This is a genomic window from Paractinoplanes pyxinae (assembly GCF_026626335.1).
Lineage (GTDB): Bacteria > Actinomycetota > Actinomycetes > Mycobacteriales > Micromonosporaceae > Actinoplanes > Actinoplanes pyxinae.
Map to the genome: position 1 here is coordinate 396935 of NZ_JAPNTZ010000006.1, position 23823 is coordinate 420757.

Annotated in this window: 22 protein-coding genes; 12 read left to right on the forward strand and 10 right to left on the reverse strand. The window is 69.5% G+C overall.

Annotation, left to right across the window (positions count from 1 at the left end):
* Window positions 1-2: 2 nt before the first annotated feature.
* Window positions 3-671 (reverse strand): response regulator, encoded by a 669-nt coding sequence (locus OWR29_RS19025; RefSeq protein WP_267564245.1) that lies wholly within the window; start codon window positions 669-671, stop codon window positions 3-5.
* Window positions 668-1603 (reverse strand): sensor histidine kinase, encoded by a 936-nt coding sequence (locus OWR29_RS19030; protein ID WP_267564246.1) that lies wholly within the window; start codon window positions 1601-1603, stop codon window positions 668-670. The genes OWR29_RS19025 and OWR29_RS19030 overlap by 4 nt, the downstream gene beginning before the upstream one ends.
* Window positions 1604-2020: 417 nt before the next feature.
* Between OWR29_RS19030 and OWR29_RS19035 the strand changes: the two genes are divergently transcribed.
* Together OWR29_RS19035 and OWR29_RS19040 are read left to right on the forward strand one after the other, a co-directional pair.
* On the forward strand, window positions 2021-3040 hold the full coding sequence (locus tag OWR29_RS19035; RefSeq protein ID WP_267564247.1) for a hypothetical protein: 1020 nt from the start codon (window positions 2021-2023) through the stop codon (window positions 3038-3040).
* Window positions 3024-3635, forward strand: coding sequence for a hypothetical protein (locus OWR29_RS19040; RefSeq protein WP_267564248.1), 612 nt, complete (start codon window positions 3024-3026; stop codon window positions 3633-3635). The genes OWR29_RS19035 and OWR29_RS19040 overlap by 17 nt, the downstream gene beginning before the upstream one ends.
* A 22-nt stretch (window positions 3636-3657) precedes the next feature.
* Here the strand turns inward: OWR29_RS19040 and OWR29_RS19045 are convergent, their stop codons facing one another.
* Window positions 3658-4707 (reverse strand): WD40/YVTN/BNR-like repeat-containing protein, encoded by a 1050-nt coding sequence (locus tag OWR29_RS19045; protein WP_267564249.1) that lies wholly within the window; start codon window positions 4705-4707, stop codon window positions 3658-3660.
* Between the two features lie 74 nt (window positions 4708-4781).
* Here OWR29_RS19045 and OWR29_RS19050 point away from each other — a divergent pair, with 74 nt between their 5' ends.
* Window positions 4782-5345 (forward strand): antibiotic biosynthesis monooxygenase, encoded by a 564-nt coding sequence (locus tag OWR29_RS19050; RefSeq protein WP_438872618.1) that lies wholly within the window; start codon window positions 4782-4784, stop codon window positions 5343-5345.
* Between the two features lie 3 nt (window positions 5346-5348).
* On the opposite strand, the gene OWR29_RS19055 is transcribed toward OWR29_RS19050, so the two are convergent.
* A complete protein-coding gene (locus OWR29_RS19055; protein ID WP_267564251.1) occupies window positions 5349-7043 on the reverse strand; it encodes an alpha/beta hydrolase in 1695 nt (564 codons plus the stop codon).
* 191 nt (window positions 7044-7234) lie between these two features.
* Here OWR29_RS19055 and OWR29_RS19060 point away from each other — a divergent pair, with 191 nt between their 5' ends.
* Genes OWR29_RS19060 through OWR29_RS19085 form a run of 6 tightly spaced genes read left to right on the forward strand, consistent with a single transcriptional unit; the run spans window position 7235 to window position 14261 of the window.
* Window positions 7235-9040: an alpha-amylase family protein gene (locus OWR29_RS19060; protein ID WP_267564252.1), complete on the forward strand. Its 1806-nt coding sequence runs from the start codon at window positions 7235-7237 to the stop codon at window positions 9038-9040.
* Between the two features lie 40 nt (window positions 9041-9080).
* Window positions 9081-10868, forward strand: coding sequence for a sensor domain-containing diguanylate cyclase (locus tag OWR29_RS19065; RefSeq protein WP_267564253.1), 1788 nt, complete (start codon window positions 9081-9083; stop codon window positions 10866-10868).
* Between the two features lie 35 nt (window positions 10869-10903).
* Complete coding sequence (locus tag OWR29_RS19070) at window positions 10904-12631, forward strand: acyl-CoA dehydrogenase (protein WP_267564255.1); 1728 nt, start codon at window positions 10904-10906, stop codon at window positions 12629-12631.
* Between the two features lie 9 nt (window positions 12632-12640).
* Window positions 12641-13606: a non-homologous end-joining DNA ligase gene (gene ligD / locus OWR29_RS19075; RefSeq protein ID WP_267564256.1), complete on the forward strand. Its 966-nt coding sequence runs from the start codon at window positions 12641-12643 to the stop codon at window positions 13604-13606.
* A gap of 44 nt (window positions 13607-13650) precedes the next feature.
* Window positions 13651-13854, forward strand: a complete 204-nt coding sequence (locus OWR29_RS19080; RefSeq protein ID WP_267564257.1) for a hypothetical protein — start codon at window positions 13651-13653, stop codon at window positions 13852-13854.
* A 5-nt stretch (window positions 13855-13859) separates the two neighbouring features.
* The gene (locus OWR29_RS19085; RefSeq protein WP_267564258.1) at window positions 13860-14261 is read left to right on the forward strand and encodes a type II toxin-antitoxin system VapC family toxin; all 402 of its coding nucleotides are present in this window, start codon (window positions 13860-13862) and stop codon (window positions 14259-14261) included.
* 88 nt (window positions 14262-14349) lie between these two features.
* Here the strand turns inward: OWR29_RS19085 and OWR29_RS19090 are convergent, their stop codons facing one another.
* Window positions 14350-15177 carry an ABC transporter permease gene (locus OWR29_RS19090; protein ID WP_267564259.1) on the reverse strand — a complete coding sequence of 276 codons (828 nt, stop codon included), beginning with the start codon at window positions 15175-15177 and terminating at the stop codon, window positions 14350-14352.
* Between the two features lie 64 nt (window positions 15178-15241).
* Window positions 15242-16225, reverse strand: a complete 984-nt coding sequence (locus OWR29_RS19095; RefSeq protein WP_267564446.1) for an ABC transporter substrate-binding protein — start codon at window positions 16223-16225, stop codon at window positions 15242-15244.
* Window positions 16226-16512: 287 nt separating this feature from the next.
* On the opposite strand from OWR29_RS19095, the gene OWR29_RS19100 reads away from it, so the two are divergent.
* Entirely contained in the window at window positions 16513-17445 is a 933-nt protein-coding gene (locus OWR29_RS19100; RefSeq protein WP_267564448.1) for an LLM class F420-dependent oxidoreductase, read from the forward strand.
* Here OWR29_RS19100 and OWR29_RS19105 read toward each other — a convergent pair.
* Together OWR29_RS19105 and OWR29_RS19110 are read right to left on the reverse strand one after the other, a co-directional pair.
* Window positions 17430-18065 (reverse strand): response regulator transcription factor, encoded by a 636-nt coding sequence (locus tag OWR29_RS19105; protein ID WP_267564260.1) that lies wholly within the window; start codon window positions 18063-18065, stop codon window positions 17430-17432. The two genes, OWR29_RS19100 and OWR29_RS19105, sit on opposite strands and share 16 nt — an antisense overlap.
* Window positions 18017-19312: a sensor histidine kinase gene (locus OWR29_RS19110; protein ID WP_267564261.1), complete on the reverse strand. Its 1296-nt coding sequence runs from the start codon at window positions 19310-19312 to the stop codon at window positions 18017-18019. The genes OWR29_RS19105 and OWR29_RS19110 overlap by 49 nt, the downstream gene beginning before the upstream one ends.
* A 102-nt stretch (window positions 19313-19414) precedes the next feature.
* Here OWR29_RS19110 and OWR29_RS19115 point away from each other — a divergent pair, with 102 nt between their 5' ends.
* Window positions 19415-20416, forward strand: coding sequence for a fatty acid desaturase family protein (locus tag OWR29_RS19115; RefSeq protein WP_267564263.1), 1002 nt, complete (start codon window positions 19415-19417; stop codon window positions 20414-20416).
* Here the strand turns inward: OWR29_RS19115 and OWR29_RS19120 are convergent.
* Window positions 20413-22152 carry a pyruvate dehydrogenase gene (locus OWR29_RS19120; RefSeq protein WP_267564264.1) on the reverse strand — a complete coding sequence of 580 codons (1740 nt, stop codon included), beginning with the start codon at window positions 22150-22152 and terminating at the stop codon, window positions 20413-20415. The genes OWR29_RS19115 and OWR29_RS19120 overlap by 4 nt on opposite strands.
* Before the next feature lie 70 nt (window positions 22153-22222).
* Between OWR29_RS19120 and OWR29_RS19125 the strand changes: the two genes are divergently transcribed.
* Window positions 22223-23008, forward strand: a complete 786-nt coding sequence (locus OWR29_RS19125) for an SDR family NAD(P)-dependent oxidoreductase (RefSeq protein WP_267564266.1) — start codon at window positions 22223-22225, stop codon at window positions 23006-23008.
* Here OWR29_RS19125 and OWR29_RS19130 read toward each other — a convergent pair.
* Window positions 22992-23813, reverse strand: coding sequence for an alpha/beta fold hydrolase (locus OWR29_RS19130; protein ID WP_267564267.1), 822 nt, complete (start codon window positions 23811-23813; stop codon window positions 22992-22994). The genes OWR29_RS19125 and OWR29_RS19130 overlap by 17 nt on opposite strands.
* Window positions 23814-23823 lie beyond the last annotated feature (10 nt).

A 23823-nucleotide genomic window follows, 5' to 3' on the forward strand; every position in this document is an offset into this window, starting at 1 on the left:
GGTCATCCCCGGGGCGGAGCCGTGCCGGGCCGGACGAGGCCGCATTCGTACGCCAGAACTGCCGCCTGCACGCGGTCGCGCAGACCCAGCTTGAACAGGATCGCGGAGAGATGGGTCTTCACGGTGGCCCGGCTCAGCGTGAGTCGTTCGGCGATCTCGTCGTTGGACAGCGCCCGCGCGACCAGGATCAGGACCTCGATCTCCCGCTCGCTGAGCGCGTCCAGCGCGGGCGGAGGCGCACCGCCCGGAAGCTCGCCGGCGAACCGGTCGAGCAGCCGCCGGGTCACCGTGGGCGCGAGCAGCGCCTCGCCCCGCGCCACCACCCGGATCGCCGCCGCCAGGTCGTCGGGGCGGGTGTCTTTGAGCAGGAACCCGCTGGCCCCGGCCCGCAGCGCGGCGAACACCGGCTCGTCCAGGTCGAAGGTGGTCAGGATGACGACCCGGGCCGGGTTGCCGGTCGCGGCCAGCTGCCGGGTCGCCTCGATGCCGTCCATCCTGGGCATGCGTACGTCCATGAGCACCACGTCCGGGCGCAGCGAGCCGGCCAGCGCGACCGCCTCGACGCCGTCGCCCGCCTCCCCGACCACTTCGAGGTCGTCCCGGCTGTCGACGATCATCGCGAACCCGGCCCGCACCAGCTCCTGATCGTCCGCGATCAGCACCCGGATCACACCGGCTCCCAAGGCAGATCGGCGACCACCCGGAAGCCACCGCCGGGCTGCGGGCCGGCTTCCAGCGTCCCGCCCAGCAGCCGCGCCCGTTCCCGCATCCCGACGATGCCCCGCCGGCCGGACCCGTCGACACGGCCGGTCACCCGGGCCGGCCCGTCGTCGCTGATCTCGAGCCGCACCGAGCCCGGCTCCCGGGTGACGCGGACCCGCGCACGGTCCGAACGGCTGTGCCGCAACGTGTTGGTCAAAGACTCCTGCACTATCCGGTACGCCGAGAGGTCCACCGCCGCCGGCAGCGGCACACCGCCGGCCGGCTGGTCGACGTCGACCCGCAGGCCCGTCTGCCGCAGGCTCGACGTCAGCGCGCCGAGCTGGTCCAGGCCGGGCTGGGGGCTTTGCTCATCGACGTCGCCGGCGCTCATCGTCTGCAGCAGCACCCGCAACTCGGCCAGCGTCGACCGGGCCGCCGTGTCGATCGACCCGAGCGCCTTGCGGGCCAGGTCGGGCCGGGTCTCGAAAACATCCGCGGCCGCCCCCGCCTGCACCACGATCACCGAGACAGTGTGCGCCAGCACGTCATGCAGCTCGCGAGCGATGCGCGCCCTTTCCTGAGCCAGAATGCGGCGTTCCGCGTCCTGCCGCCGCAGCCGCCGGACGCGGCCGAGCTCCCCCAAAGCCCATCCGAGAGCCGGCCCGGCCGCGGCCAGCATCAGATTCCGCCAGTCCCCGGACACCAGCTTCCACGGCGTACCCGCCACCAGAACCGCCAGAAACCACAACGACCGCCGAGGCGACCGCACCAACGCATAGGAAGCAAGCACCGCCGCGACCTGCCCCAACCACCCGATGCTCGGGGCCAGAAACTCAAGACCCACACCCGCAACGATCGCGACGACCATGGCCGCCTCGGGCCGCCGCCGAATCCAGGCCACACAAGCTGCCTGAACTGTGGCCAGCCCAAACGCCGCAGCCAACGCGGGCGCCGACCGCTCCCCACCCGGAGTGACAGTAATCAGCAACACCAGCAGCACCCACACCGCCACCGCGCCCGCAAGCCCACCGCGCCTACCCATGTGCACATCGACGATCGTAGGGAGCGCGACACCCACGGTCATCGGTCCGCGGGCTGGCCGCACCGTCATACCTGAGACTGAGCAGGTTTTCGTGGTGAAGTGCCGAGGTGCCGGGGCAGACGGCGGCCACTGCGGGCCGCCGTCTCCCGCCGTCAGCTGCCGACCGTGAACAGGTCGATGACCCAGCGGCGGCCTTCGCGATGCCCGGTTGCACAGGTGGGCGGTGAGCTCACGCAGCTGTACGAGGATGCGGGATCTCCGCCACTGAGGCGGGTGATGAAAGACGCCAAGGCGAGCGGCGTCTCCTTCTCCGAGAAGTCGCTCAGCGACTGGCTCGGCGGGATCTCGGTCCCGCGTACGGACGCGCCGGTCACATTCTTGTCGAAGTACCTGGGTGCTCTGGCCCAGCGGCAGGGTCGCCCGGTCCATCTCGAGATCTGGTGGCTCGACCTGGTGCGGCGGGCCCGCGCCAAGAGGAAGGCGGGCCGGCCGCGGACACGAGAATCCGCTCGGCTCCAGCCGGATGCCGGATGGCCGCGCGTGCGTGAACTCGGGCCGTTGGACGTCGGCGTGCACCCGGCCGCATTTCTTCCGGTGTCGTCTTCGCCGCTGCGTAGCTGGTTCGAGGGAAGACCGGAGCCCGATGCCGTGCCGGCATACGTTCCGCGTGATCACGATCGGTCCCTGCAGGATTCTTTGCGGGCCGCGGCGAAGCGTTCGGCGGGCGCCGTCCTCGTGACGGGTCGTTCCTGCGCGGGTAAGTCGCGGTCGGCGTGGGAAGCAGTCTCGGCGGAGTTCGGTGACTGGCAGTTCGTGGACATGCGAGATCGCGATGGCCGGGATCGGCTGGCCGCGGCTTCGCCCGATGGCGACCACGTGCTGTGGCTGGACAACCTCGACCGTGCGGATGACATGAGCGATGTCGCGGAGAGTGCGCTGAGGGCGATGCGCCAAGCCACCCCGGCGCGCCGATGTGTGGTCGTGGCCAGCATGTGGCGTCGGCCCGAAACGATCGGCGGGCCGGGGGCGGCGGCGGTGCGCGAGCTGGCGAGGCTGGCCGGCGTGCCGGTGAGCGTGCTCGAGGGATGGAGCAGGCGGGAGCTCGAGACGGCCGCGGAGTCGGCGCGGGAAGACCGTTTGATGGCGGCCGCGCTTTCCCAGGCGGCGCCGAGCCCGCCACAGTTGCTGGCCGGGGCCAGGTGGGCCTTGGGGCTGTGGCGCAACCCGGATCATCGGGAAACTCGGGCGGTTCGAGCCCTTTCCCGCCGGGCTCTGGTCGGTGCTCCTCGGGGCTGACCTGGATCGGAAGCAGCTGGCTGATCTTGCCGGGTCCGCCGGCCGTCGGCTCCTGTTGCGAGAGGAGGCGATCTTCGAGCGGCGGTCGTCGGAGGCTCCGCACGCGCCAACTCCGGCCCCGGTGGCGGCCGGCGCTGCGTTCGCTTCACCGGCGCCACCAACGCAGCTCTCGCCGGAGGAAAAGTCTGCTGACACGTCTCCTGGCGGCATCGAGGGTTTCGACTACACGAAGACGGACCGGTATCAAGCCGACCAGCTGCTCGACGCTGATGATCTTGAAGGGCTCGAGCGGTTGGCGCTCTGGTCCGGCGACAAATATGTCCGCATGAGCCTGGCGTTGCTCTACGAGCGACGCGGTGATCGTCAGGCCGTCAGGGAACTCGCCACCTTCAGCCGCCGGACCGGTCGTCATCTCGTGGAACGGCTGGCCGAAGAGGGCAATCTCGCCGAGCTCATCCGCATGATCCTGTGCGGTGACGGCTTCGCCCTCCGGGCCATCCGGAACTGGGACGTCGCCGGCCTGGACAACGATCTCCGCAACCGCATCCTGACCAACGGACTGACTCCCGACGGGCGGATCGCCGACGCCTCGTGAGGCGCCGACGATCCCGCCGGAGTCAGTGCTTGTGGGTCAGTTTGGCTACTCGGCCCTTTTCGCCGGAGGACCAGCAGGCTCCGGTTACGCATTCGACGGCGTCGAAGCTGCCGGTGTCGAAACGCTTCCAGGTGCGGCCGGCGTCGTGGGAGACGTCGCTGCCGGTGGGGCCCACGGCGAGGGCCGTGTTGCCGTGGCCGAGCCAGGCCGAGCCGGAACGGTACTCGCCCGGGACGGTGCGGGCGACCGTCCAGGTGCGGCCGCGCAGGTAGGCGGCGCCGTCCGGGGCGGCGGTGGGGGCCGCGTAGTCGCCGCCGACGGCGATGGCCGCGCCGTCACGCCGTACGGCCAAGCTGTAGATGCCGGCACTCGGGCCGCTCGGCACCGGTGTGGCCGTCACCGACCACGTACGGCCGCCGTCGCGCGACGTGAATACTCGGGACTCGGCGCCGCCGCCGGTGGCGAAGTACGCCTTGCCGCCGGCCGAGACCAGGCAGGTGCCGCTGGCCGCGAACGCGAACTCGCCGGTCAGCGCGGCGGGCATGCCGGCCGTGGGCTGCACCTTCCACGAGCGGCCGCCGTCGCGGGTAGCCAGGATGCGGAACTTGCCGTCGACCGGGTCGGACAGGGCCAGGCCGTGCTTGCGGTCGAGGAACGTCATGCAGTCGTAGAACGCGGCCGGGTCTTCGTTGCGGAACGACTCGGTCCAGGTGCGGCCGCCGTCCGAGGTCGCGTAGACCCGGGAGTCGGGGCCGTTGCCGATCGTCAGGGCCACCGCGTGCCGGGCGTCGAACGCCTCGATGTCGCGGAACTCGAGCGCCGCCGCGTCGGCCGGGCCAACCGATTTCCACGTACGGCCTCCGTCAACCGTGCGGAGAACGGTGCCCGCCGAGCCGGCCACCCAGGCCACCTTCGCGCTGACCGGGGCCAGGCCGCGGAACCGCGCCTCCGTGCCGGTCGGGGTCAGCTGCCAGCCCAGGGCGCCGCCGCCGGCCTGGGCGGGGGCTGCGGGCAGGAGCAGAGCCGCGGCGACACCCGCCGCCACCATCGACAACTTTCGCTGCAAGGTCATGCTGCGGAACCTACCGTGTGGGCCACGGCACGGAAACCGGAAGCGAAGCCCGCCGGAAACCTCGGCGTACCAGAATGTGGGACATGGAGTCTCCCGCTGTCACCGTCGCCATCACCCGGAAGGCCGACCCGGCCCGGACGGCCGAGATGATCGCCTGGGTGAACGCCGGCACGACGCTGGCCGAGGACTTCCCCGGCTTCCTGGGCACCGGCTGGGTGCGCCCGGACCAGGGCTCGTACGAGTGGCACATGCTCTACCGCTTCGCCGACGAGCACGCCCTGCGCAACTGGGAGGAGTCCCCGCAGCGCCGCTGGTGGCTGTCGTCGGCCGAAGGCTTCGTCGAGCACACCCGTACGGAGAAACGAACCGGAATCGAAGGCTGGTTCGACCCGCCGCGGGCCCACGAGGTCAGCGAGACCGCCACGCCGAAGGCCCCGCCGCGCTGGAAGCAGGCGGTGACCATCTGGCTGGGTTTCTTCCCGGTCAGCCTGCTGGCCGCGCTCACCCTCAACCACCTGCTGATCGACCTGAACGTGGTGCTCCGCACCTTGATCAGCACCCTCTGCCTCACGCCGATCATGACCTACCTGGTGCTCCCCCAGGTCACCCGCCTGCTCCAGCCGTGGCTCCGCCGCTGACCGTCAGTTGTCGAGAAGGGCTCGCAGGCGGTCGGTGTCGTGGACTGTCCAGCCGGGGGGTGGGGCCAGGGCGGCCCACCCGTCGACCGCGCCGGATTTGTAGACGTGGCCGTGGCCTATGGGGGCCTTGTTGGCGAAGAGCAGGTCGACCGTGGTCTGCCAGAACGTGATGACCGGGTACCAGTGCATGTCGGGGGTCACGTCGGGGCCTCGTTGACCCTTCAGCCAGTCGGGCTTGTGCCACAGCAGGCTGGGGCTCCACCAGACGACCGGGTCGGAGGAGTTCTGCATGTAGACGACGCGCGGTGGGGTGGGCAGGTTTCGCAGCTCGTGGGACTCGGAGGAGAACTCGACCGGGAGCTGGGGGTAGGCGGGATCCCAGACCGGCGAGCCGGGGGCCCGGGCAGCCGTGAGGTCGCGGTGGATCGGGTTGGCGAAGGTGGGGCCTTCGAGCAGGATGCCGTCGGCTCCCGTGACCATCGCTTCCGCCGTGCCGAAGGTCTTTTCGGTTCCGTACGTTCCCAGACTCTCGCCGAAAATCAGGAGTTTCGGGCGGTGGGTGGCCGGCATCGCCGCCCAGCGTTCGCGGACCGCGGTGATCAGGGCCGAGGCGGCGTCGACGACTTTGGTGCGGTCGACCATGAAGGAGATCCAGCTCGGCAGGTAGCTGTACTGCATCGACACCAGCGCCGTGTTGCCGCCGTACATGTATTCGAGCGAGCTCGGCACGTCGTTGTCGACCCAGCCGGTGCCGGTGGGGGTGAAGACGGCGATGACCGCGCGGTCCCAGGCGTGGGTGCGGTCCATTTCGCGTACGACCAATGCCGCTCTCTCTTCGACCGAGTCCGCCGAGGAGAGGCCGGCGTAGATGCGTACCGGGTCCATCGCTGTGCGGCCGGCGAACGCGCTGAGCTGGTCGATCGGCGGGGCCTTGGTCACGAAGTTGCGGCCCTGGCGGCCCAGCGAGTCCCAGCTGATCAGCGAGCTGCGGCTGCCCGAGCGCAGGGCCGAGCCGGGCTGCACCACCCCGTTGCCGGTGCCGCTGTCGGTGACCGCGGCCGAGCGGTCGGCGCTGGTGACCAGGTTGCTGACCAGGATGCCGTCGAACGCGGTGTAGCTGAGCAGTGTCACCACCACGAAGCCGGCGCAGTAGGCCGCCGATTCGGGCACCAGCCGGCCGAACAGCCGGGCGAACCCGTGGGCGGCCAGCCGCAGGCAGCGGGCCAGCAACAGCAGCGCCCCGAAGGTGATGAGGCTGATGGTCACCGTACGAACCAGGTCGTACTCCTGCTGGGGCGGCATTCCCAGTCGTACGCGCAGATCCCGCTGCCACCGGGTGCCGAGCCACAGGAAGAGCAGAATCAGCGGGGGCACGAGCACGAACAGCGTCCGCCAGGCGATGCGCTCGACCCGGCGCGACGGCCACCACCGCAGGCGGACCACCGCCCCGATGGCCGTTCCCCCCGCATACCCGAAAGAAGCGGTCAGCCCGGCCACGACACCCTGCAGGAACCAGGGCCGGGGCAGCAGGGACGGGGTGTAGGTGAGGCAGTAGAAGATCGCGCACAGGCCGAAGCCGGTGACGCTGAGCCCGCAGCGCACGACCCGGCGGCGCGGAACGACGGTCGGCGCGGTGGCCGAGGAGATGACCGCGCGCTGGACGGGTATCAGCGGGGCCGGTAACACCACTTTGCGCATCGGCTCCCCCGCCCCTCGCCACCGCCGTCGATATGCGTGACCCGCGCCCCACCGACGGTTACGTTGACCCGATGGCAGGATCTTCCGTTCGCACCCGGGCCGCAAGCGCGTTCGAGGCCCTGCTTCCATCTTTGACCGCCGCCGCCACCGAGAGACTGGGCCGTTCGGAGGCACTTGCGTTTCTTGCCCGATTGGCCACGTCGCTACTCGACATCTACGAGCCACTGGAGGTTGTCTACGGCACAGTCCCGTTGAACGACCTGGTAGCGGTGGCCCTCGATGCGGCTGGCGATCGACCGGTCGCTCTGCGTGACCTCGATCGGCGGCGGGAGATCGATCCGCGCTGGTACCAGCGGGCCCGGCAGGTCGGCTACGTCTGCTACGCCGACCGGTTCGCCGGGTCGCTTCGTGCGGTAACCGATAAGTTGGACTATCTGGACGAGTTGGGCGTGACCTATCTGCACCTCATGCCGCTTCTCGAACCGCGGCCGGGTGAGAACGACGGTGGGTACGCCGTACGGGACTACCGCGCGGTCGACCCGCGGCTGGGCACGATGGACGACCTCAGCGAGCTGGCCGGCCGGTTGCACGAGCGGAGCATGAGCCTCTGCGTCGACCTGGTGCTGAACCACACGGCCAAGGAGCACGCGTGGGCCGAGGGCTGGCGGGCGGGCGACCCGGCGTACGCGGATTTCTACATGTCCTTCCCCGACCGCGAGATGCCCGACGCGTACGAGCGGACGATCGTGCCGGTCTTCCCGGACCGCGCGCCCGGCTCGTTCACCAACTTCGATGGCGAGTGGGTCTGGACCACGTTCTGGAGCTACCAGTGGGACCTCAACTGGGCCAATCCGAACGTCTTCAAGGCGATGCTCGAGACGATCCTGTGGCTGGCCAACCGCGGGGTCGACGTGTTCCGGCTCGACGCCGTGCCGTTCCTGTGGAAGCGACTGGGCACGACCTGCCTCAACGAGCCCGAGGTGCACCGGATCGTGCAGGCCCTGCACGCGCTGGTCCGGGTGGCCGCGCCCGGCGTGATCTTCAAGGCCGAGGCGATCGTGGCGCCCGACGACCTGGTGCCCTACCTGGGCGGGCACGACCGCTACCGGCCCGAGTGCGAGCTGGCCTATCACAACCAGCTCATGGTCATGCTGTGGAGCAGCCTGGCCACCAAGGACGCGCGGCTCATGGCCCAGTCGCTGTCGCGGATGAAGCCCATCCCGGCCGAGGCGACCTGGGTCAGCTACGTGCGCGGGCACGACGACATCGGCTGGGCGGTCAGCGCCGAGGACGCGGCCGAGGTCGGCTGGGACTGGTGGAACCACCGCAACTTTCTCAACTCGTTCTTCTCGGGCCGCTTCGACGGCTCGTACGCGCAAGGAGCACTTTTCCAGGAGAATCCGGACACCGGTGACGCTCGGATCTCCGGTTCGGCCGCCTCGCTGTGCGGGATCACCGACGATCCGGCGAGCTGGCCCGACGGCGTACGGCGCCTGCTCCTGCTGCATGCGGTCGCCTTCGCGTACGGGGGAATCCCGCTGATCTACATGGGCGACGAACTCGCCATGCGCAACGACCCCTCGTACCGGGACGACCCGGCGCTGGCCGACGACAACCGGTGGATGCACCGGCCGCACATGGACTGGACCGCGGCTCAGCGGCGGCACGACCCGGAGACGCCGGAGGGCCGGGTCTTCGCCGGGCTGCGGGAGCTGGTCGCCGCCCGGAAAGACCTGCTGGCCCTGCGCGGCGGGGGCGAGACGGCGATCCTCGGAGTCGACAATGGGCACGTCTTCGCCTGGCGCCGCCGGCACCCCCGCAGCGGCACGTTCATCGGGCTGGCCAATTTCAGCGAGCGGGAGCAGACCGTCGAGGCCTCGGTCATCGGGCACTACGGCTGGCTGGAGACCGCGCTGAGCAGTGACGGGCCTTTACTCGTACGGGAAGGAAGGGCGCACCTGCCGGCGCTCGGGTTCGTCTGGCTCATCGAGCGCTGATTTCCGTTCAGTTGCCAGAGCGACTGCCGATGAAGAGGGCATGCGGCTGCGCAACTGGATCGCCGTAGTGGTCGGCGTGGTGCTGCTGGCTGCTGCGGGAACGATCGGCTTTCTCGTCAACCGGTCGGCGCTTCGAGCAGCCGACGAGGTGCACATGGCCGATTCGCGGGCTCTGGCCGTGAACAACGGCACCCTCGTCGGCCGGCTGCAGCTCCTGTCGGCGGGCGAACTGGGCGACTTCCTCACCGGCAACACCCTTCACCTCGGCCGCGACAACGCCACCGACCGGGCGACGCTGCGCGCCTTCGCCGCCAAGAGCAGCACCTTCGGGTACGGGGCTCTGCTGGTGACACTGGACGGGCAGGTGCTCACCAGCTCGCGGGCCACCGGTGTGCCGGCCGCGGACAACGCCGGCTGGAAACCGCTGTTCACCATGCTCACGAGCGGTGAGCGGGCCGGCTTCTCGTCGATCATGGTGGTGGACGGCACGTATCTCGAGGCGGTCGGCGTCCCGGTCGTGGTCGGCGGCGCCCCGGCGGCCGTCCTGGTCGGGCTCAACAACGTGGCCACCACCGACCTGCAGCAGTACACGGTGACGCTCAGCTCGGAGGTGCACCAGACCGCGGTCGTCGACAGCACCGGCACCATCGCCGCCACCAACCGGGTCCGCGAGCTCGGCACCCAGATCGACCCGGCCATCCGCCGGGCGCTGGCCGCCCAGCTCACCGGCGGGTTCGTCGAGTACACCACCGTCGCCGGCACCCAGATGGTCGCCATCACGGTGGGCGGCCTGCCGGGCGGGTGGTCCTACGTGCGTACGCAGACCAAGAAGTCGTTCGACGGCGCGGTGCACACCAAGAGCCAGACGCTGAACATGACCATGGGCGCGATGCTGCTGATCGGCGTGCTGGCCATGTTCCTGCTCGGCTGGCGCACCCAGATGCAGCGCCGGCGGGCCGACGAGCGCTTTCAGGCCCTCTTCCAGCACGCCCCCGACCTGGTCTCGGTGCTCGGCGCCAACGGCGACATCGAGTACTCCAGCCCGAGCGCGGCCGCCGTCCTCGGCTACGACGAGGGCGTGCTGGTCGGCACCAGCGTCTTCGCCCTGGTGCACCCGGACGACCAGCAACGGATGCGCGACCAGTTCGGCCGGCTGCTGACCAACCGCGACGAGCTGCTGCGGCTGCAGTGCCGGGTGCGCTCGGCGGCCGGCGAGTACCGCTGGTTCGAGTTCACCGCGTCCAACCAGATGCACAACCAGGCGCTGCACGGCATCGTCATCAACGCCCGCGACATCAGCGAGAACCGCGCCTTCCAGGAGAGGCTGGCCCACGAGGCGCAGCACGACGCGCTGACCGGGCTGCCCAACCGCCGCCGCATGCAGGACGCGCTGGGCTCCTCGCTGCGTGAGCAGCCGGTGGCGGTGCTCTTCGTCGACCTGGACGGGTTCAAGCCGGTCAACGACGCGTACGGGCACGAGGCCGGCGACGAGCTGCTGCGGCAGGTCGCGGCCCGGCTCAGCGCCTGCGTACGGGAGTGGGACGTGCTGGCCCGGGTGGGTGGCGACGAGTTCGTGATCCTGATGCCGGGCGTGCTCGGGCCGGCCGACAGCGACGCCATGACCGCCCGCATCCGGGACGCCATCGCGCACCCGTTCGTCGTCGGCGGCGCCCAGGTGCGGATCGGCGCCAGCGTCGGCGTGCATCTCGCGGCCGGCGCCACCGATCCGGACGAGGCGTTGCGGGCCGCGGACCACGCGATGTACGCCGTCAAGCACGCGCGCAGTTATCCGCAGGCACGAGCGGGAAGGCATCGTGCGGCAGACTGAAGACCCCTCGTCTTCGATGAACGGCGGTGCCCGCGGTGTCCTCCAAGATCCTCTCGCGACGTGACCTCGACTTCCTGCTGTACGAGTGGCTCGACGTCGAGGCGCTCACGGCCCGGGAAAGGTTCGCCGAGCACTCCCGCGAGACGTTCGACGCCTTCCTCGACGTGTCGGCCCAGATCGCCGAGCGGGACTTCGCGCCGCACAACCGGCAGTCCGACCTCGAGGAGCCGACCTTCGACGGCGTACGCGTCACGGTGATCCCCGAGGTGGCGGCGGCGCTCAAGGTCTTCAACGAGACCGGGCTGCTCAGCGCCACGATGGATGACGCGGTCGGCGGCCTGCAGTTGCCGCACGTGGTGGCCCGGGCGTGCTTCGCCTGGTTCCAGGCGGCCAACATCGCCACCTCGTCCTATTCGCTGTTGACGGCCGGCAATGCGAACCTGCTGCTGACGCACGGGACCGCGGCGCAGATCGACCGTTTCGTGCGGCCGATGCTGGAGGGGCGTTTCACTGGGACGATGTGCTTGTCGGAGCCGCAGGCCGGGTCGGCGCTGAGTGACGTGCTGACGCGGGCCACGCCGGCCGGCGACGGGACATATCGGGTCAACGGCTCGAAGATGTGGATCTCGGGCGGCGACCACGAGCTGAGCGAGACGATCGTGCACCTCGTGCTGGCCCGGGCCGCGGGGGCGCCGGCCGGGGTCAAGGGGCTGTCGCTGTTCATCGTGCCCAAGCACCACGTCGAGGACGACGGCACGGTCGGCGAGCGCAACGGGGTGTCCCTGGCCGGGCTCAACCACAAGATGGGCTACCGCGGCACCACTAACGCCGTGCTCTCCTTCGACGACGCCACCGGCTACCTGGTCGGCGAGGAGGGCAAGGGCCTGGCCTACATGTTCCAGATGATGAACGAGGCCCGGATCGGGGTCGGGGCGGGCGCGGTGGCGCTGGGCTACACGGGCTACCTGCACGCCCTCGACTACGCCCGGGAGCGTACGCAGGGCCGTCCCGTGGCCGACAAAGATCCGCTGGCGCCGGCCGTGCCGATCGTCCGGCACCCCGACGTCCGGCGCATGCTGCTCGCCTCCAAGTCGTACGTCGAAGGGGGCCTGGCCTTGATCCTGTACGCGGCCAAGCTGCTCGACGAGCCGTCGGAGGACAACGACCTGCTGCTCGACGTGCTCACCCCGATCGTCAAGGCGTGGCCGTCCCAGTGGTGCCGCCTGGCCAACGACCACGCCATCCAGGTGCACGGCGGCTACGGCTACACCCGCGAATACCCGGTCGAGCAGTTCTACCGCGACAACCGCCTCAACTCGATCCACGAGGGCACCGACGGCATCCAGGGCCTCGACCTGCTCGGCCGCAAGGTGATCATGCGGGGCGGGGCCGGCCTGCAGCTGCTGATCGGCCGCATCGTCACCACGGCCGTGGCGGCGCCGCCCGAACTGGGCCAACCGGTGGTCGCGCTGTGCGACCGCCTGGCCGCGACCACCCGCAAGCTGTGGGCGAACGGCGATCCCACCGCGGCCCTGGCCAACTCCACGGCGTACCTGGAAGCCACCGGCCACCTGGTGATCGCCTGGCTGTGGCTCTCCCAGCTGGCGGCCACCGAGGGCAAGGAGGGCGCCTTCTACGACGGCAAGCGGCTGGCCGCCCGCTACTTCCTCACCCACGAACTCCCCCGCATCGCGCCCCTGCTCGACCTGCTCGACTCAGGCGACACCCTCTTGGCCGACCTCGACGACGCGGTTCTCGGTTAAGTTGATCGCATGGCCTCTTCGAGCAAGAGCCCGGCGACCGAGGTGGAGGTCGGCGACTTCACCGTGCGCGTGTCGAACCCGGACCGGGTGTACTTTCCGGAGCTCGGCCTGACCAAGCTCGACCTGGTCAACTACTACCTGTCGGTGGGTGACGGCATCGTGCGGGCGCTGCGCGAGCGCCCGTGCATGCTGCACCGGTTCCCCGACGGGCTGGCCGGCGAAAAGGTGCACCAGAAGCGGGTGCCGCACGGGGCGCCGCCGTGGCTCGAGACGGTGCGGGTGAAGTTCCCGCGCTACAACCGCCACGCCGACGAGTTGTGCGTGACCAAGACGGCCGACGTGATCTGGGCCGTGCAGATGTCGACGGTCGAGTTCCACCCCTGGAACTCCCGCAAGGCCGACACCGAGAAGCCCGACGAGTGGCGCATCGACCTCGACCCCATGCCCGACTGCCCGTACGACCGGGTGCGCCGGGTGGCCGCGGTCGCTCACGAGGTGCTGGACGACCTGGGCATCACCGGCTACCCGAAGACGTCAGGCGGCCGGGGCCTGCACATCTATGTGCGCATCGAGCCGTCGTGGGGCTTCTCCGACGTACGCCGAGCCGCTCTGGCCTTCGCTCGCGAGGTGGAGCGGCGGGCCCCGGAAGACGTGACGACCACCTGGTGGCGCAAGGACAGAGACCCGGCCAAGCTGTTCGTCGACTACAACCAGAACGCCCGCGACCACACGATCGCCAGCGCCTATTCCGTACGCGGAGTCCCCACCGCCACGGTCTCCACCCCGGTCGAGTGGTCCGAGATCCCCGACGCCGACCCGCGAGACTTCACGATCCAGACGGTGCCGGCCCGCTTCGCCCAGCTGGGCGACCTGCACGCGAAGATCGACGACAAACACCACTCCCTGACCACCCTGCTGGAGTGGGCCGACCGAGACGAGAAGTCCGGCCTCGAGGGCCCCGCCGACGCCGACTGACCGCGAGTACCCTGAATCAGGTCGAGTGACTGGAAGGAGGCGCGATGAACGCCAGTGCTGGTAGCCAGCCGATCGCTCCGCGTCCCGGCCGCCTGACCGTTGATGAACTGATTCGGGCCAAGGACGCGCGCCCGATTCGTTCGCAAGACGATCTCGACGCGCTTGCCGCCGACGTCTTCGAGTCGGACGAAGAACTCGATCAGTTCCTCGACTTCACCTACGCCGAGCGCCAGCGCGACCTGGCCTGACGTCGATGAGAGCCGTGGTCCTCGACACCGACGCGGCTTCATTGATCATCAAGAAACGCCTTCCTCCGACGCTGTCCACACGCCTGATCGGAACTCAGCCCCTCATCACATTCGTGACTCGTGCCGAGTTGATGAAGTGGGCGGAGGTCCGCAAATGGGGCACCGCTAACCGCCGCATGTTGGACGCGTGGCTGGCGGCGATGCCCATGCTCCCCGGCGACGAGGACGTCGCCGACGCTTTCGGCCTTCTCGCTGCGGCAGCGATGCGGCGCGGACGTCCGCGCCCGACGAACGACTCGTGGATCGCGGCCTGTTGCCTGACTCACGAACTTCCCTTGGCCACCCTCAACGTCAAGGATTTCGAAGACTTCCGGGCCTACCATCGCCTTGAGATCCTGACGAGGTAGGTACTTGGACGCGGTCGAGGTGGAGGCTCAGCGCCTGCGCCTCGCGGTTGAGGTCGTGTATGACGCAGCCGGCGTCCGGACGGACGGTTCAGGCGGTGGTGCCGCGGACCCAGGGCAGGGCCAGGCGCTCGATCAGGACCAGCAGGTAGTACAGGATGATGCTGACGATCGCCATGAGGGTGAGGGCGGCGAAGGCGGTCGCCGTGTCGCCCTGGCCTGCGGTTTGGACGATGATCGTGCCCAGGCCCTCGTCGACGCCGCCGGACTGCATTTCGCCTACGGCTACGCCGATCACGGCCAGGGGCATCGCCAGCTTGAGGCCGACGAAGATCTGGGGCAGGGCCGCCGGCACCCGTACGCGCAGGAAGGTCTGGGTTCGGGTGGCGTCCAGCGACCGCGCCAGCTCGGCCAGGTCGGCCGGGGTGCTGGCCAGGCCGGTGGCCGTTGACAGCACGATCGGGAAGAAGCACAGCAGGAAGGCCATGGCCAGGACGGGCTTGGTGCCGAAGCCGAACCAGGCGATCATCAGCGGGGCGATCGCCACCTTCGGTACGGCGTTGAGCGCCACCAGCAGGGGGCCGAACGCCCGCTCGAAGGGCTTCCAGGCGGCGATCGCGGTGCCCAGCGCCACGCCGATCAGCACCGACAGGGCGAAGCCGATCAGGGTGACCCGGACCGTGTCCCACGTCGTCTGCAGCAGCAGCTCAGGGTAGGTGCGGAAGCCTTCGAAGACGTCGACCGGGCTGGGCAGGATGATCGGCTGGATGTCGAAGATCTCGACGACCGCCCACCACACCACCAGGGTGACGACGATGCCGAGCACCGGCCAGGCCACCGCGCTGGGTGAGAACCGGCGGGCGGGGCGGGCGGGACGGGCCACGGCGGCCTCCGTCGGGGGCGTCAACGTCTCTTGCACCGGCGGTGCTCCTCGAAGCAGCGGGGTGCGCCGGCGAACCGGCGCACCCCAGCGTAGACAACGGTCAGGCCTTGGGGGTCAGGTCGAAGTTGATGACCTGCTCCGGCTTGAGGCCGGGCTCGATCTGGCCCGAACCCTGCAGGATCGCGATGCTCCGGGCCACGCGCTCGGCGTCGAGGGCGCCGACCGGGATGCCGGCCGCGGCCGACTTCACGTACGGGCCCATCAGGGCGAGCTCGGCCGCGACACCCTCAGGCTTGGCCGTCTGCACGTACTTCTGCGTGATCTTGCCGGCCTCCTCGGGGTTCTCGATGGAGTCGGCGAGACCCTTGAGCAGCGCCTCGGTGAACTTCTTGACCTTCTCGGGGTTGTCCGTCGCGTACTTGGTCGACGTGATCAGGACGTTGCCGTACAGGTCTTGCAGCACGTCGCTGTAGGGCAGCACGACGGCCTTCTTGGGCTTGGCCACCGTCTCGACGGTCGGCTTGCCCACCACGAACTGGCCGATGCCCTGGGTGCGGCCGGACGCGAGCAGGCCGATCAGTTCCTGGGCCTGGCCGTTGCGGAACGTGACCTTGTTCGGGTCCACGTTGGCCAGCTTGGCGTAGGTCGGGAACAGCGTGCGCACGACCGAGCCGGGCTGGTCGGTCAGCGTCTTGCCCTCGAGGTCCTTGGGGGCGTTGATGCCGTTGCCCTCGAGCGCGATGATCGCGGCCATGGTGCGCTGCTGGATCGCCGCCACGGCGGTGAAGCCGGTGGTCTTGTCCTTGCCGCCGGCGGCGAGCAGGCCACCGGTGAGGTCGATCGGCGTGAACTGGGCCTGACCGGACACGATCGACTTGATGTTCTCGCCGGAGCCCTTGCCCGGGTTGACCGTGACGTCGAAGCCGGCGTCCTTGAAGTAGCCCTTGTCGAGCGCGACGTACGCGTACGAGTCACGGCCGAAGGTGCCGAACGAGGTCAGGTAAGTGATCTTCTCGAGCGAGCCGGTGCTGCCACCGTCGCCGTCAGCCGAGTCGTCGCTGCACCCGGCGGCGGCCGCGCTCATGGTGAGAGCGAGCGCGCCGGCGACAACGGAACGTACGAGGGTCCTTCTGTGCACCGTAGATCCTTCCCGACCTGGTGCGGTCGATGGGGGAGTCGGCATCCCGGCAAATGGCGCACCGGGGCCTGGAGTGGCCGAACGTGGGGCAGTGGTGTCCCGACGGGGATCGTAGGGCAAACTGGCACATGCATCGATGACAGGTTCGTCTCAAAAGCCGAAGTAGACGAATCACGGATGATCGATCAGGATGAGCGCGGGTATGCGCCCAGCTCGGTTTATGAGGGACGATGATGCGTGTTTGTCTGTTCGTCGAACCGCACCGGGGTGCGACGTACGACACTCAATTGAACTTCGCCCGTCATGCGGAAGACGCCGGGTTCGAGGGGCTACTCCGGGCCGATCATTACCGTGCGTTGACGCCGGAACCGGGCCTGCCCGGCCCCACCGACGCCTGGATCACGCTGGCCGGACTGGCTCGTGAGACCCGTACGCTGCGGATCGGCACACTGGTCAATTCGGCTACTTTCCGTATGCCCGGTCCACTGTCGATCATGGTGGCGCAGGTCGACCAGATGAGCGGCGGCCGGGTCGAGCTGGGCATGGGCGCCGGCTGGGTCGAGCGCGAGCACACCGCCTACGGCATCCCGTTCCCGCCGGTCGGCGAGCGCTTCGACCGCCTCGAGGAGCAGCTCGAGATCCTGACGGGACTTTGGGGCACGCCCGAGGGACAGAACTACTCCTTCGACGGCAAGCATTACCACCTGGTGGACGCCCCGGCGTTGCCGCGCCCGGTGCAGCGGCCGCATCCGCCGATCATCGTCGGGGGCAAGGGCCCACGCCGTACGCCGGAACTGGCGGCCCGCTATGCCGACGAATACAACATGCCGTTCAAGACGGTCGCCGAGACGGCGGCCGCCTTCGATCGCGTGAGAAAAGCGGCGGACGCCGTCGGCCGGGAGAAGCCGCTCACGCTGTCGGCCGGGATTGTCGTCGCGATCGGACGCACGAAAGAAGAGGCCGCCCGCCGCGCCGCTCCCCTGCACGTCAAGAGCGTGCTCCCGCCCGAGGATCCGGTGGAGGGCTCCCCCGACCAGCTCGTGCAGCGCATCGGCGAGATGCAAGAGATCGGCGCGACCCGCGTGCACCTGCGGCTGATCGACATGGACGATCTCGACCACATCGACTTGATAGCGAGCCAGGTACTGAATCAGCTGTCCAAGTAGGCCAGCACCGCCAGCACGCGCCGGTTGTCGTCTTCCGACACCGGCAGGCCCAGCTTGGTGAAGATGTTGTTGATGTGCTTGCTGACGGCCTTCTCGGTGATGAAGAGCTTGGCCGCGATCGCCGCGTTGGAGCGCCCGGCCGCCATCTCGCCCAGCACCTCGCGCTCGCGGGCGGTGAGCACGTCGAGCGGCCGGCTGCGGTCGAGCAGCCGGCCCACCACCTCGGGGTCCATCATCGTGCCGCCGCCGGCCACCTGGCGTACGGCGTCGATGAACTGGGCGACGTCGGACACCCGGTCCTTCAGCAGGTAGCCGACCCCACCCCGGCGGTCGGAGAGCAGTTCGCGGGCGTAGAGCGGCTCGACGTGCTGGCTGAGCACGAGGATCGGCAGGCCGGGCGCCTGGCGGCGGGCCGCGATGGCCGCCTGCAGCCCCTCGTCGGTGAAGGTGGGCGGCAGCCGCACGTCGAGGACGGCCACGTCGGGCTTGCACTCGAGCAGGGTCGGCAGCACGTCGGGCCCACGGTCGACGACGGCGACGACCTCGAAGTCGAACGCCTCGAGGATCCGGGTCAGTCCGTCCCGGAGGAGAGCATGGTCCTCGGCGATGACGACGCGCACGGCAGCTCCATGGTCACGATGGTCGGCCCGCCGGGCGGGCTGGACACGGACATCGTGCCATCGAAGGCGGCCAGGCGTCGTTCCATTCCGGCCAGCCCGGTGCCGCGTTTCGAGTCGGCGCCGCCCCGGCCGTCGTCCCCGACCTCCAGGCGCAGCAGGTCGCCGGTGCGGTGCATGCTCACGTAGGCGAAGGTGGCCGCGCTGTGGCGTTGCACATTTGTCAACGCTTCGGCGATCGCGAAGTAGGCGGCCGATTCGACCGGCGTCTCGAGGCGGCCGGCCACATCACTGTCGACTGTGGTGGGTATGCGCGACGTGAGCGCGAGCGCCCGGACGGCGCCGTCGAGGCCGCGCTCGGCCAGGACCGGCGGGTGGATACCTCGTACGAGATGGCGCAGTTCGACCAGCGCGGTGGAGCTGGTCTCGCGGGCCTCGGCCATCAGCTTGCGAGCCGTGTCGGGGTCGCGGTCGACCAGCTCCTCGGCCAGGCCGATGGTCATGCCGAGCGAGACCAGCCGGGCCTGGGCGCCGTCGTGCAGATCGCGTTCGATGCGGCGCAGCTCGGCCGCCTGGGCGTCGACCGTGTCGGCCCGGGTGACGGTCAGCTGATCGACGCGCAGCCGCAGCTCGGCGGCCCGGGTGGGGGCCAGGAAGAGCCGGGCGAACTGCGCGTCGAACCGGCGCAGGTAGGGCGCCACGGCGATGCCGAGAATCAGGAACACCACACCCTGCGGTATCGACAGGAAGCCCTCGCCGACGTTCTCGATCGGCCAGTTCACGCCGTAGCCGGACCAGCCCTCGGCCAGATAGATCCAGAGCGGAAGAAGAACAATCCCTTCCACGCCGTACGCGGGCAGAGCGAGCGTGAGAATGCCGAGCACCAGCCCCGCGACCGCCCCGGGCAGCAGCCAGGCGAAGTCACGCCAGGTGGCCGGATCGGTGATGATCTGCTTGTAGCGGCCCCAGCCGATCGGCGCCGTGCCCGCCGGTTTCGGCCGGTAGGGCCGCGCGATGGCCACGCCGTGCCAGGCGGCCACCCGCCGGGCCGCGTCGGCCCGCAGCCGAATCAGCGCGGTGACCGCGGGCAGCAGGAAGAGGCCGATCCCGAGCACCGGGGTGAGCACCAGCGACAGCAGGAAAAGCACGAAGAGCGGGAAGTTCAGCACGGCGAGCACGACAGCGAGCAGGCCGGCCGCCATGGCTTTGAGCCCGTCTTTGATCCAGTCTCTGGTCTCCACGCCTTTCATCGTGGCCCAACGTGGCCTTCAACTCAGTAGTGCTAGCCCCACCAAACGTTGGGGGGATCGCACTCCTGACCTTGAGGGGGTCCGCACGGTTCGCTGAAAGGCATGACGACGATGGCAGAACGGCCGCGGACAGCGGCCGGTAGTGACTTCGCGGAACTGGGCCGGCGGATCAACGCGGCGGGGCTGCTGCGCCGCCGGCCCGGCTACTACGCCCTCCGCTTGTCGCTGGTCGGCGCCGCGCTGGCCTGGGGCTGGGGCGCGTTCTTCGTGGTCGGCGCCTCCTGGTGGACGCTGGCCGTGGCCGCCTTCCTGGGCGTGATGTTCGCGCAGACCGCGCTGGTGGCCCACGACCTGGCGCACCGGCAGGTGTTCCGCACCAACAAGCCGAGCCGGCGGGCCGGGCTGATCGCCGGCAACCTGGCCATCGGCATGTCGTACGGCTACTGGATGGACAAGCACACCAAGCACCACGCCAACCCCAACCACGACGACCTGGACCCGGACGTGGGGCCGGGCGTGCTGGTGTGGTCGCGCGAGGCGGCCGCCGGCAAGGGCTTCCTGACCCGCTACCAGGCGTACTTCTTCTTCCCGCTGCTGACCCTGCTGGGGCTCAGCCTCAAGCGGGACAGCGTGAAGTGGATCATGCAGCGGGGCAAGGTCGGGGAGGCGCTGCTGATCGGGGCCCACATCGCCGCATACGCCGCCGCGCTGCTGCTCGTGCTGACCCCGCTGCAGGCGGTCGCCTTCTTCGTCGTACACCAAGCGATCTTCGGGGTTTACCTGGGAATGACCTTCGCGCCCAACCACAAGGGCATGCCGCACCCCACCGGCGACGAGGACTTCCTGCGCAAGCAGGTGCTGACCTCGCGCAACGTGCGCGGCGGGCGGTTCGTCGACGTGGCGCTGGGCGGGCTCAACTACCAGATCGAGCACCACCTGTTCCCGGCCATGCCGACGCCCAACCTGCGCCACGCCCAGCCGATCGTGCAGCAGTACTGCGCCGAGATCGGCGTCCCGTACGAGGTGACGAGCCTGACCGATTCGTACGGCCAGGCTCTGCGTCACCTGCACGACGTGGGCGCCGAACTCCGCCGGGCCGCTTAGCGAGGAAGATTGCGCAGATTCGTGCGGGCCAGGTGCAGCATCTGGCCGACGCCGCCGGAGAGCACCGACTTTCCGGCGGCGAGCGCGAACCCGGCCGCCTCCTCCTTGGTGATGTGCGGCGGGATCTCCAGCGCATTGGGGTCGGTCACGACGTCGAGCAGGGCGGGGCCGTCATGGTCGAGCACGGAACGCAGCGCCCCGCGCACCTCGTCGGGCTTCTCCACGCGTACGGAGAAAAGCCCGGCCGCCTTGGCGATGGCCGCGAAATCGACGTGGTCGTGGTCGGTCTCGTACGGCGGATCGCCCGCCACCAGCATTTCGAGGCGCACCATGCCGAGGCTGGAGTTGTTGAAGACCACCACCTTGACCGGCAGGTTGTGCAGCTTGGCGGTCAGCAGTTCCCCGAGCAGCATGGCCAGGCCGCCGTCGCCCGACATCGACACCACCTGGCGGCTCGGGTCGAGCTTCTGGGCGCCGATCGCGTGCGGCAGCGCGTTGGCCATCGTGCCGTGGACGAACGAGCCGAGCAGCCGGCGGCGGCCGTTGGGCGTGATGTAGCGGGCCGCCCAGCTGGTGCACATGCCGGTGTCGGCGGTGAAGACGGCGTCGCCGGCCGCCTCCTCGTCGAGGATCGAGGCCACGTACTCGGGGTGGATCGGCACCAGGTTCTCGACGTTTTTCGTGTACGCGTCGACCACGCGCTCGAGCTCGTCGACCTGCTTCTTGAGCATGTTGTTGAGGAACTTGTGGTCCTTGCGTTCCAGCTTCGGCAGCAGCGCCCGGATCGTGGCGCCGACGTCACCGGCCACACCGAGTTCCAGAGCCGTACGGCGACCCAGGCGCGACGGGTCGATGTCGATCTGCACAGTGTTCTTCTGGGGCAGGAACTGCCGGTACGGGAAGTCGGTGCCCAGCAGCAGGAGCAGATCGGCCTCGTGCGTCGCCTCGTAGCAGGCGCCATAGCCGAGCAGGCCCGACATGCCCACGTCGTACGGGTTGTCGTACTGCAGCACGTCCTTGCCCCGCAGCGAGTGCCCGACCGGCGCGCCCAGCACCTCGGCCAGCTGCAGCACCTCGTCGCGGGCGCCGGCGCAGCCGATCCCGCCGAAGATCGCCACCGTCTTCGCCGCGTTGATCCGCTCGGCCAGATCCTCGATCACGTAGTCGGACGGCGCGCCCAGCACCGGCCCGGCCACCGCGTGCCCGGCGCCGGTCTCGTTGGCCGCGTCGGCGGCCAGCACGTCACCCGGCACGACCAGCACCGCCGCGCCGCGCTTGCCGACCGCCTGCTGGATGCCCATGCGCACCATCCGCGGCATCTGCTCCGCCGACGACACCATCTCGGTCCAGTGACTGGCCTGGCCGAACAGCTGCTTGGGGTCCGTCTCCTGGAAGAAGCCGGAGCCGATCTCGGTCGAGACGATGTGCGAGGCGATGGCCAGCACCGGCGCGGCCGACCGGTGCGCGTCGAACACGCCCTGGATCAGGTGCGTGTTGCCCGGCCCGCAGCTGCCCGCGCAGACCGCCAGCTTGCCGGTGAGCTGGGCTTCCGCGGCGGCCGCGAACGCCGCCGCCTCCTCGTTGTGGACGTGCACCCACTCGATGGCGTCGTTGCGCCGGATGGCGTCGGAGAGCGCGTTGAGACTGTCCCCGACCAGTCCGTAGATCCGTTCCACGCCGGCCTGAACCAGCACCTCGACCAACTGGTCGGCGACTGTCTTTCCCTTACCGAACACCCCGGCCTCCCGCCTTCGTGCGAATGTTCGGGAAGTACCCGATCTCATTTGCGCGCGAACGGAGTAAGAAATGGATCTGCGTCTCACTGACAGGGTGGCAGTCGTCACAGGTGGTAGCGCCGGTATCGGTGAGGCGATCGCTCAGGGGCTGGCCGCCGAGGGTGTGCATCTGGCCCTCGTCGCCCGCTCCGCTTCCCGGCTGGCCGAGGTCGCCTCGTCGATTTCCGGCGTACGGGTTCTCACCATCGCGGCGGATCTCACGATCCCGGACGAGGCGGCCCGGGTCGCCGCCGAGGTCGAGCGGGAATTCGGCGGCGCGGACATTCTCATCAACAACGCGGGCACCGGCAGCGAGGAGAAGATCCTGACCGCGCCCGACTCGCGTTGGCAATTCTATTGGGAACTGCATGTGATGGCGGCGGTCCGGCTCGCCCGCGAGATCGCGCCGCAGATGAAGGCCCGCGGCGGTGGCGTGATCCTGCACAACGCGTCGATCTGCGCCACCCAGCCGCTGGGCTACGAGCCGATCTACAACACCACCAAGGCGGCGCTCGTCATGTTCTCGAAGTGCCTGGCCAACGAGCTGATCGGGGACAACATCCGGGTCAACGCGGTCAACCCCGGCCTGGTCATGACCGGGGACTGGATCAAGACCGCGAAGGCGCTGACCGCCGACACCGACCAGACGTGGGAGGAGTACCTGGCCAAGATCGCCGAGGACAACGCGCCCATCGGACGGTTCGCCACGCCGTCCGAGGTCGCCGATTTCTTCGTCTTCCTGTGTTCCGAGCGCGCCGCCTATTCGGTCGGGTCGACCTATTACGTGGACGGCGGCTGGCTCAAAGTGACGACCTGAGCCACGGGATCAGGATGGGCAGGACGTTCGCGGCCTGCATGGCCACCATGTGGTCGGCCTTCGGGATCAGTGCCACCTCCCAGCCGTCCTTCGTCAGGGCTTCGCGATTGCGGACGGTCGGCTCGGCCAGGGTGACATAGGCGTTGTCCCAGGCCGAGCCGTACTGGATGTTGTCCTCTTCGCCGGCGAAAGCGAGCCGCGGAATGCCGAGATGGACGGTGCTGTCGTCGAAATTCTGAAGCGACTCGTAGAGCGTCACGAACTGCCGGGTCTGATCGGGCGTCTGGGTGAAGGCCACCGAGTCCCAGTCGCCGGGCACGGCCTCGCCGGTGGGCGGGGGCGGCGGATTCAGCGCCATTTCGTGAGCCTTGCGGGTGACGGCGAGCATCGCTTCGTAGGGGCCACCGAGGGGTGGATAACCGCCCATGGCCAGGGCCGTCAATTTCTCCGTACGGATGGCGAGTTGCAGCCCGGAAAGGGCGAGCCAGGAATAGCCGTAGTAGGCGAACCGGTCGACGCCGGCCATGCTCAGCAGATCGGCGGCGACCGCGTCCGCGGTCAGGGTCGGCGGGGCCGGGTGCTGGTTGAGGTGGCCCTCGTAGTCGGCGGTGATCACGCGGAAGCCGGCCTCGGCCAGGCCGGTGGCGAGGGCGTGGCCGTTGTTGGGGTCGGCGCCCCAGGCGCGGATGGCGTCGGCCTGCTCACCCTCGAGGATCGCGGTGCTGACGGGGAGGAAGATGGCGGGACCGCTGCCCTGGCTCTGAACGTCGATACAGGATCCGTCGTGCAGTCTCACAGTCGTCATGCTCGTTGTC

Excerpts from the sequence above, each read along its gene's own strand:
- OWR29_RS19035 (WP_267564247.1), top strand. The coding sequence starts at position 2,021 with ATGAAAGACGCCAAGGCGAGCGGCGTCTCCTTCTCCGAGAAGTCGCTC.
- OWR29_RS19045 (WP_267564249.1), bottom strand. The coding sequence starts at position 4,707 with ATGACCTTGCAGCGAAAGTTGTCGATGGTGGCGGCGGGTGTCGCCGCG.
- OWR29_RS19050 (WP_438872618.1), top strand. The coding sequence starts at position 4,782 with ATGTGGGACATGGAGTCTCCCGCTGTCACCGTCGCCATCACCCGGAAG.
- OWR29_RS19055 (WP_267564251.1), bottom strand. The coding sequence starts at position 7,043 with ATGCGCAAAGTGGTGTTACCGGCCCCGCTGATACCCGTCCAGCGCGCG.
- OWR29_RS19065 (WP_267564253.1), top strand. The coding sequence starts at position 9,081 with ATGCGGCTGCGCAACTGGATCGCCGTAGTGGTCGGCGTGGTGCTGCTG.
- ligD (WP_267564256.1), top strand. The coding sequence starts at position 12,641 with ATGGCCTCTTCGAGCAAGAGCCCGGCGACCGAGGTGGAGGTCGGCGAC.
- OWR29_RS19080 (WP_267564257.1), top strand. The coding sequence starts at position 13,651 with ATGAACGCCAGTGCTGGTAGCCAGCCGATCGCTCCGCGTCCCGGCCGC.
- OWR29_RS19085 (WP_267564258.1), top strand. The coding sequence starts at position 13,860 with ATGAGAGCCGTGGTCCTCGACACCGACGCGGCTTCATTGATCATCAAG.
- OWR29_RS19095 (WP_267564446.1), bottom strand. The coding sequence starts at position 16,225 with ATGAGCGCGGCCGCCGCCGGGTGCAGCGACGACTCGGCTGACGGCGAC.
- OWR29_RS19100 (WP_267564448.1), top strand. The coding sequence starts at position 16,513 with ATGCGTGTTTGTCTGTTCGTCGAACCGCACCGGGGTGCGACGTACGAC.
- OWR29_RS19110 (WP_267564261.1), bottom strand. The coding sequence starts at position 19,312 with ATGAAAGGCGTGGAGACCAGAGACTGGATCAAAGACGGGCTCAAAGCC.
- OWR29_RS19115 (WP_267564263.1), top strand. The coding sequence starts at position 19,415 with ATGACGACGATGGCAGAACGGCCGCGGACAGCGGCCGGTAGTGACTTC.
- OWR29_RS19125 (WP_267564266.1), top strand. The coding sequence starts at position 22,223 with ATGGATCTGCGTCTCACTGACAGGGTGGCAGTCGTCACAGGTGGTAGC.
- OWR29_RS19130 (WP_267564267.1), bottom strand. The coding sequence starts at position 23,813 with ATGACGACTGTGAGACTGCACGACGGATCCTGTATCGACGTTCAGAGC.